Origin of the sequence: Stappia sp. TSB10GB4, from assembly GCF_900185745.1 — a bacterium.
GTDB lineage: Bacteria > Pseudomonadota > Alphaproteobacteria > Rhizobiales > Stappiaceae > Stappia.
On sequence record NZ_FYAV01000008.1, the window covers coordinates 1 to 8,110 of the forward strand.

At 66.0% G+C, this 8,110-nt stretch carries 5 protein-coding genes and 1 pseudogene; 3 read left to right on the plus strand and 3 right to left on the minus strand.

The features are described 5' to 3' along the window. Positions 1-429: 429 nt before the first annotated feature. Complete coding sequence (locus TSB10GB4_RS00130) at positions 430-882, minus strand: MerR family transcriptional regulator (protein WP_186394067.1); 453 nt, start codon at positions 880-882, stop codon at positions 430-432. Positions 883-1,358: 476 nt separating this feature from the next. Beyond that, positions 1,359-2,402: an AraC family transcriptional regulator gene (locus TSB10GB4_RS00135; RefSeq protein WP_186394068.1), complete on the minus strand. Its 1,044-nt coding sequence runs from the start codon at positions 2,400-2,402 to the stop codon at positions 1,359-1,361. 287 nt (positions 2,403-2,689) lie between these two features. Here TSB10GB4_RS00135 and TSB10GB4_RS00140 point away from each other — a divergent pair, with 287 nt between their 5' ends. The 3 genes from TSB10GB4_RS00140 (at position 2,690) to greA (ending at position 7,179) form a co-directional block, all read left to right on the plus strand. Then, on the plus strand, positions 2,690-3,034 hold the full coding sequence (locus TSB10GB4_RS00140) for a helix-turn-helix transcriptional regulator (protein WP_244296391.1): 345 nt from the start codon (positions 2,690-2,692) through the stop codon (positions 3,032-3,034). A gap of 166 nt (positions 3,035-3,200) precedes the next feature. Then, complete coding sequence (carB, locus tag TSB10GB4_RS00145; protein WP_186394069.1) at positions 3,201-6,515, plus strand: carbamoyl-phosphate synthase large subunit; 3,315 nt, start codon at positions 3,201-3,203, stop codon at positions 6,513-6,515. 190 nt (positions 6,516-6,705) lie between these two features. Next, positions 6,706-7,179 carry a transcription elongation factor GreA gene (gene greA, locus TSB10GB4_RS00150; RefSeq protein WP_186387269.1) on the plus strand — a complete coding sequence of 158 codons (474 nt, stop codon included), beginning with the start codon at positions 6,706-6,708 and terminating at the stop codon, positions 7,177-7,179. A gap of 821 nt (positions 7,180-8,000) precedes the next feature. Here greA and TSB10GB4_RS00155 read toward each other — a convergent pair. After that, a pseudogene (locus tag TSB10GB4_RS00155) lies at positions 8,001-8,110 on the minus strand (IS5/IS1182 family transposase); the annotation flags it as partial.

An 8,110-nucleotide genomic window follows, 5' to 3' on the forward strand; every position in this document is an offset into this window, starting at 1 on the left:
CCACGCCGGCCGGGCTTGAGGGAGCGGCAAGCCGAGAGGGAGATGGAGCGTTCGATCGATCACGTGAGGCGGACACGCCGTGCGACCCGACCGGCCGTCGAGGCCGTGGTTCCGTTAGGCGCCGCCCACGCGCAACCCATCTTGGGCCATGGCGGTTCACCATGCCGCCGAAACAGGCCGGACATACGAACCGCTGTCGATCCGAGCGAGCCTCAACTAATCGCTTGCCCTCAGGGGGCCGTCCACATACGGGTCGCGGCTTCGCCTAGCCCGTGATGACCGCGGACAGGGGGAGCGGCCGGGCTCAGAGACCAGATCCAACAACAGAGTTGATGACGTCGGACCGCAACACCCGCCCCCACACGAAAACGCCGCCCGGCATCCCGGACGGCGCTGCTTGTCTCGATCGCAGGGCGCGCGGCCCCTTGGTCACGCCTGCGGATTGGCCTCGATCAGCCCGTCGAGCGCGGCGAGGACATCCGTGGTCTCCTTCGCCTGATCCCTGATCTGGGCGAGTTGCTCGTTCAGCAGCTCTTCCTGGCGCGCGCACATCTCGCGCAAGGCGCGAAGCTGCGACATGCGGCTGGTCTTGCCTTCCAGAAGCGCGATCACCTCGCGAATCTCGACCAGGGTCAGACCGATCCGCTTGGCCTGCAGGATCACCTTCATCCGCCCGATCTCGCGGGCGCCGTAGAAGCGGCGCGCGCCCTTGCGCTCCGGGCGCAGCAAGGCCTTTTCCTCGTAGAAGCGCAGCGCCCGCAGGGTGACGCCGAAGGTTTCGGCCATCTCGGCGATGGAGAGCCGCGCCTCGTTCTTGCCGTCGATCTGGATCGGACCTGCAAGGTCCGGTCCGAACGCAGAAGTTCTGGAGAGTTCCGTCATTTCACTTTCCATAGGTCCCGATCGAATGGCGCGGCCCGGAACGCGCACAACGGCGCAAACTATGCCACCACCTTTCCGTCACGACCTTCTCCCTACGTGCCAATCTTTTATCCTTACGTTCGTTTCGAGAAAAAAACGTCAGGCACCTGTTCCAGGCGAAGAGGTCACGAGAAAGCCTGCCCTCCGGCACAACGGCAACAAACGTAATATCACTATCTGATACCCGGTGAATAATCGGGCTGGTCTTTACAACAACAGGTATTATGCAAAGTCATACAAATGAAGGACATAAGAAAACAAACCGGCATCCGAAATTCAGGAAAATCGTTTCTCCAGAAGAGATCCTTTGAGACGAAAGTATATACGTGAAACGACAGAGCCGGCGGGCGGTTCGCCCCGCGCACCGCGGGCGTTCTGCCTGCCCCCGCGACCTCTCCCAAGACCTGACCCGTGTCGTTACGGCAGATGCCGCCGGATCAGCCCACCAGGGCGCCGCGCCGGCACTCGCTCGGCGGCCGGCCGAACCAGCGCCGCGCCGCCCGCGAGAAATTGCCCACCGCCGAGAAGCCCAGCCGGAAGGCGATCTCGGAGATCGGCAGGTCGGTCTGGGCCAGGTAATCGGCGGCCATGCGGCGGCGCACCCCGTCATGCAGGGCCTGGAAGCTCGTGTCCCGTTCGGCCAGCCGGCGCTGCAGCGCCCTGACGCTGATCGCCATGTCGCGGGCGACTTCCGCGATCGTCAGCAGCGGATCGGCGATCCGCTCGGCAATGGCATCGTTGACCATCGCCACGAAGTCCTCCGCCCGCCGCCGGTCGTCGAGCCGGCGCCGGTTCAATTCGCACAGGGCGGCGAACAGGTCGTCGTCGCGCAAGGGATTGGCCCCGCGTCCGCCGGCGATTCGGAAGCGCAGGCTGTTGCGCGGCCCGCCGAAGCGCACCGGCACCCCGTAGAACAGGTCGTGCAGCCCGACATTGAGCGGGCGCGCGCGCCCAAGGCGCACCGCCAGCGGCTGCACCGTGCCGCCGCCGATGCGCATCAGCCGGGTGAACACCTTGCTGGCCACCCGGTCGTGCAACTGGTCGCAGCGCACCAGTTCCGGCGAGAAGCCGAAGGCGACCTCCGCCTCCTCGCCGTCGAACTCGACCCGGATCTCGGCGGCATCGACGACGATGCGCGTGAAGCGGGCGCTGGTCTCCAGCGCCGTGCGGAAGTCCGGGGCGTGGCGCAGGGCCAGCGACACCGTGTCCTCCGGTCCGGGGCCGAGCGAGCGGGTCCAGCCGAGGCCGAACGTATCGTCGCCGGCCAGCCGGCTCGCCGTCTCCAGCGCGCTGTTATGGGCGCGCAGGCTGATATAGCCGCCCAGCGAGGCGCTGACGGGGTCCCGGTCCAATCCGCTCTCGCGCAGCACCGCGTCGAAGGGAACGCCGCGCAGCCGGCAGTAATCCGCAAGGCCGATCTGGGCGCGGGAATGAATGAGAAGCGTATCCGCCGGGGCGGCCACATCGTATCTCACCAGCATTTCGGCAACGATCCGTCCAGGGAGACCGGCAGGCTGCGCCGGTAGGGCAGGATCCGGGGGCCGGACCGCCGCGGATAGTATATGAAACCATCGCGATTATGGAAGCTCGCGTCGGACGCGTCCCGATCAGGGTAAACGCGCTGATTGCCGTTTGACTTTTGCGTGCCCGCGTAAGATCAAGTCGGGCGCAAAGGTTGCGCTTCAGGCGCGGCGTTTTCCACTGCAAACGCCACACTCGAAACGCAACACCCGGCGCAAGACCAACGCGAACCCGACGAGACGGCCCCATGGCGCCCCCCCGCGAAGATCGCTCCCCGACCGCTCCCTCGATGACGCCCGAACTGTTCCGCAAGTGGCGCAAGTCGCTCGGGCTGAAGCAGAAGGACGCCGCCGAGGTGCTCGGCCTCAAGAAGCGGATGATCCAGTATTACGAGAAGGGCGATCGCAATGGCCGCCCCGTCGAGATCCCCAAGGCGGTGCGCCTTGCCTGCTTCGCACTCTCCGCCGGCATCGCCGATTTCGACGGCCTTGCGCCGGTTCCGGCGCCGCTCGGCGCCCCCCTTCGCGCCGCCCTTCCGCCCGCCTCGTCCACCGCGGCGTCTCCCGCCTCCGAGCCGGCCGTCGGCGCGTGACCGCACGCCCCCGCGCCAGGAGCTGGAAACATCGCGCGGATGGGGTTTCGCCTCCCGCGCTTTTTGCCTATAAGGCGCGCTCAGCCGTAGATTTCACCCATCAAGTCGCCAGCGACCGGATCCCGCCCGTGCGGGGGAGCCGGCGAAGGCCAGCCGCGAGCCCAGTATGCCCAGACGCACAGACATCTCCTCGATCCTGATCATCGGCGCCGGGCCGATCATCATCGGCCAGGCCTGCGAGTTCGATTACTCGGGAACCCAGGCCTGCAAGGCGCTGCGCGAGGAAGGCTATCGGGTCATCCTGGTGAACTCCAATCCGGCGACGATCATGACCGACCCGGATCTCGCCGATGCCACCTATATCGAGCCGATCACGCCCGAGATCGTCGCCATGATCATCGAGAAGGAGCGCCCGGACGCGCTGCTGCCGACCATGGGCGGCCAGACGGCGCTGAACTGCGCCCTGTCCCTGAAGAAGATGGGCGTGCTGGAGAAATACGGCGTCGAGATGATCGGCGCCACCGCCGAGGCCATCGACAAGGCCGAGGACCGCGAGCTGTTCCGCCTGGCGATGGAGAAGATCGGCCTGGAGACGCCGCGCTCGCGCCTCGCCCATTCGCTGGGCGAAGCGCTCGACGCGCTCGACGACATCGGCCTGCCGGCGATCATCCGTCCCTCCTTCACCCTCGGCGGCACCGGCGGCGGCATTGCCTACAACCGCGAGGAATATCTCGACATCATCGAGCGCGGCCTCGACGCCTCGCCGACCACCGAGGTCCTGGTCGAGGAATCGGTGATCGGCTGGAAGGAATACGAGATGGAGGTGGTCCGCGACCGCGCGGACAACTGCATCATCATCTGCTCCATCGAGAACATCGACCCGATGGGCGTGCATACCGGTGATTCCATCACCGTCGCGCCGGCGCTGACGCTGACCGACAAGGAATACCAGATCATGCGCGACGCCAGCCTCGCGGTGCTGCGCGAGATCGGCGTCGAGACCGGCGGCTCCAACGTCCAGTTCGCGGTCAATCCGCAGAACGGCCGCCTCATCGTCATCGAGATGAACCCGCGCGTGTCGCGCTCCTCCGCGCTCGCCTCCAAGGCGACCGGCTTCCCGATCGCCAAGGTCGCGGCGAAGCTCGCCATCGGCTACACGCTGGACGAGCTGGAGAACGACATCACCGGCGGCGCCACCCCGGCCTCGTTCGAGCCGTCGATCGACTATGTCGTCACCAAGATCCCGCGCTTCGCCTTCGAGAAGTTCCCCGGCGCCGAGCCGACCCTGACCACCGCCATGAAGTCGGTCGGCGAGGTCATGGCCATCGGCCGCACCTTCGCCGAGAGCCTGCAGAAGGCGCTGCGCGGCCTGGAGACCGGCCTGACCGGCCTCGACGAGGTCGAGATCCCCGGCCTTGGCCAGAACGACGACAAGAACGCCATCCGTGCCGCGCTCGCCTCGCCGACGCCGGACCGCCTGCTCAAATGCGCCCAGGCCTTCCGCCTCGGCACCGACATTGAGCAGGTCTACCGTTCCTGCCACATCGACCCGTGGTTCCTGCGCCAGCTCAAGGCCATCGTCGACACCGAGGAGAAGGTGCGCGCCCACGGCCTGCCGGACAATGCGGTCGCCATGCGCGGCCTCAAGGCGATGGGCTTTTCCGATGCGCGCCTTGCCTCGCTCGCCGGTCTCGACGAGGCCGACGTGAAGGCGCTGCGCGGCAGGCTCGACGTGCACCCGGTCTACAAGCGCATCGACACCTGCGCGGCCGAGTTCGCCTCGCCGACCGCCTATATGTACTCCACCTACGAGACGCCCTTCGCAGGCAAGCTCGCCGACGAGGCGCGCCCGAGCGATGCCAAAAAAGTGGTGATCCTCGGCGGCGGGCCGAACCGGATCGGCCAGGGCATCGAGTTCGACTATTGCTGCTGCCATGCCGCCTTCGCGCTGCAGGATGCCGGCTTCGAGACCATCATGGTCAACTGCAACCCGGAGACCGTCTCCACCGACTACGACACCTCGGACCGGCTGTATTTCGAGCCGTTGACCGCCGAGGACGTGCTGGAGATCATCCGCACCGAGCAGACCAACGGCACGCTGCACGGCGTCATCGTCCAGTTCGGCGGCCAGACGCCGCTGAAGCTCGCCCAGGCCTTGGTCGAGGCCGACGTGCCGATCCTCGGCACCGCCCCGGACATGATCGACCTTGCCGAGGACCGCGACCGCTTCCAGAAGCTGCTGCACCGCCAGGGCCTGAAGCAGCCGCAGAACGGCATCGCCTATTCGGTCGAGCAGAGCCGGCTGATCGTCGCCGAACTCGGCCTGCCGCTGGTGGTGCGCCCGTCCTATGTGCTCGGCGGCCGCGCCATGCAGATCATCCGCGACGAGGACGCGCTCAACGCCTACCTGCTCGGCACCCTGCCCGAGCTGGTGCCGGCCGACGTGCGCGCCAAGTATCCGAACGACAAGACCGGTCAGATCAACACGGTGCTCGGCAAGAACCCGCTGCTGTTCGACCGCTATCTCGACGGCGCCATCGAGGTCGATGTCGACGCGCTCGCCGACGGCAAGGACGTCTTCGTCTGCGGCATCATGGAGCATATCGAGGAGGCCGGCATTCACTCGGGCGACAGCGCCTGCTCGCTGCCGCCCTATTCGCTCTCCGAGGAGATGGTGGCCGAGCTCACCCGCCAGACCGAGGTGCTGGCGAAGGCGCTGGCCGTCGGCGGCCTGATGAACGTCCAGTACGCCATCAAGGACGGCGAGATCTTCGTGCTGGAGGTCAACCCGCGCGCCTCGCGCACCGTGCCCTTCGTCGCCAAGACCGTCGGCGTGCCGATCGCCAAGATCGCCGCGCGGGTGATGGCCGGCGAGCCGCTCGCCTCCTTCGGCCTGAAGACCGAAAAGCTCGACCATGTCGCGGTGAAGGAGGCGGTGTTCCCCTTCGCCCGCTTCCCCGGCGTCGACACGGTACTCGGCCCGGAGATGCGCTCCACCGGCGAGGTGATGGGCCTCAACGGCACGTTCGAGGTGGCCTTCGCCAAGTCGCAGCTCGGCTCCGGCACGCGCGTGCCGACCAGCGGCACCGTCTTCGTCTCGGTGCGCGATGCCGACAAGGAGCGGGTGCTCGATCCGATCCGCCGCCTGGCGCGCATCGGCTTCCGCATCATCGCCACCCACGGCACCCAGAGCTTCCTGGAGAAGCAGGGTATTTCCTGCGACAAGGTGAACAAGGTGCTTGAAGGCCGGCCGCACATCGTCGATGCTATCAAGAACGGGGAAGTCCAGCTCGTCTTCAACACGACCGAAGGCGCCCAGGCTCTCTCCGACAGCAGGTCGCTGCGCCGCGCGGCCCTGCTGCACAAGGTGCCGTATTACACGACCTTGGCTGGTGCGATCGCGGCCGCAAAGGGGATCGAGGCCTATGCCTCGGGCAACCTTGAAGTGGTTCCGTTGCAGGCCTACTTCACGAAGGCCTGAAATCACGAGGGCCTGAAATCACGAGGGTATAACTCCGGGTCTGAATGGCTCTGAGTCTGAGTGAGTTCAGGCACGAGTGACTCCGGACCTGAGTCTTGTGAGCGTTCCGGCCGGGCCAAGCCCTGCCGGGCGTCATTTTTTTTGACGCGCGACGTCTGTGGGCGGCGCGAAGAAGAAGGGTCGAAGACCTATGGAAAAGGTTCCGATGACAAGCGCTGGCTATGCCATGCTCGAGAAGGAGCTGAAGCAGCGGATGTCGGAAGAGCGGCCGCGCATCATCCAGGCGATCTCCGAGGCGCGCGCCCATGGCGACCTGTCGGAGAACGCCGAGTATCACGCCGCCAAGGAACAGCAGAGCCTCAACGAGGGCCGCATCAGCGAGCTTGAGGACAAGCTCGGCCGCGCCGAGGTGATCGACGTCACCAAGCTGTCCGGCGACACGATCAAGTTCGGCGCCACGGTCACCCTCATCGACGAGGACACCGAGGAAGAGAAGAAGTACATGATCGTCGGCGATGTCGAGGCGGACGTGAAGCTCGGCCGCATCTCGATCTCCTCGCCCATCGCCCGCGCGCTGATCGGCAAGGCCGTCGGCGACAGCGTCGAGGTCACCGCGCCCGGCGGCGCCCGCGCCTATGAGATCATCAACGTCACCTTCGGCTGATCGCCGGGCGTTCCTCCGCCCGAGGGGCACCTTCCCGATCACATCCCGATCGCCCGTCCCACGGCTTCGCCGGGCCCCGCCCTGCGAAGCCGTTTTGCCGTCCGCCTGCGGCTCACGGCTGCCGGGCCGGCTCGCCCGGCGCTTCCGGTGGCCGCCCCGGCTCTCCGGCGAGCCACGGCGCTTGCCGTCCCTGCCGAAGCGCCTCCACAATCGCCCTCGGCTCTCCGGCACGACCCCTCCTTTCGTCATTCCGGGCAAGGCGCAGCCGCGACCCGTAACCGGCGAACCACAGAGGCTGCCTCTCTTGGCGAAGCGCCTCCGCAGCCGCCCTCGCCTCGTCCTCCCGCATCTCCGCTGCGCTGCGTGCGGGAGGACGCTGGAGAGGCGCGCGCGAATGATTGCAAGGTCGCGTTCGAGCACACCGGCGCCGCTCTCTGCGTGTCGTCCCGGCACGACCTCTCTCTTCGTCATTCCGGGCAAGGCGCAGCCGCAACCCGGAATCGACGAGCCACAGAGGCTGCCTCTCTTGGCAAAGCCCTCCGCTACCGCCCTCGGCTCTCCGATCCCGCATCTTCGCTGCGCTGCGTGCGGGATGACGCTAGCGCTGAAAAGCCATGGCTCACCACCACCATGCCAGACGATGAGTTGTCATCTCGATCCAAAAAACTCATATTATTCCAGTTTTTAGCAATCGAACGAATAATTCCTTCTCAGGAGAGTTAAATGAAATCCATCGGCACATGGAATACGAAATACTGGGACATAATGGAACAAATTTACTGGTCTCCAAAATACATTGGCCTTAGAGTCCGTTTGGAAAATCAGGGATGAGCTGTTCTGCGTAGCAGGTTTCCGCCCATGGCGACGAGGATCATGGCATGAGAGACGTCGATGCGCTGCTCATAGTCGCGCACGAGGCGTCGCCATCGGG

What these genes read in the sequence shown, in the direction of transcription:
- TSB10GB4_RS00130 (WP_186394067.1), bottom strand. Translation starts at nt 882, where the DNA reads ATGACGGAACTCTCCAGAACTTCTGCGTTCGGACCGGACCTTGCAGGT.
- TSB10GB4_RS00135 (WP_186394068.1), bottom strand. Translation starts at nt 2,402, where the DNA reads ATGCTGGTGAGATACGATGTGGCCGCCCCGGCGGATACGCTTCTCATT.
- TSB10GB4_RS00140 (WP_244296391.1), top strand. Translation starts at nt 2,690, where the DNA reads ATGGCGCCCCCCCGCGAAGATCGCTCCCCGACCGCTCCCTCGATGACG.
- carB (WP_186394069.1), top strand. Translation starts at nt 3,201, where the DNA reads ATGCCCAGACGCACAGACATCTCCTCGATCCTGATCATCGGCGCCGGG.
- greA (WP_186387269.1), top strand. Translation starts at nt 6,706, where the DNA reads ATGGAAAAGGTTCCGATGACAAGCGCTGGCTATGCCATGCTCGAGAAG.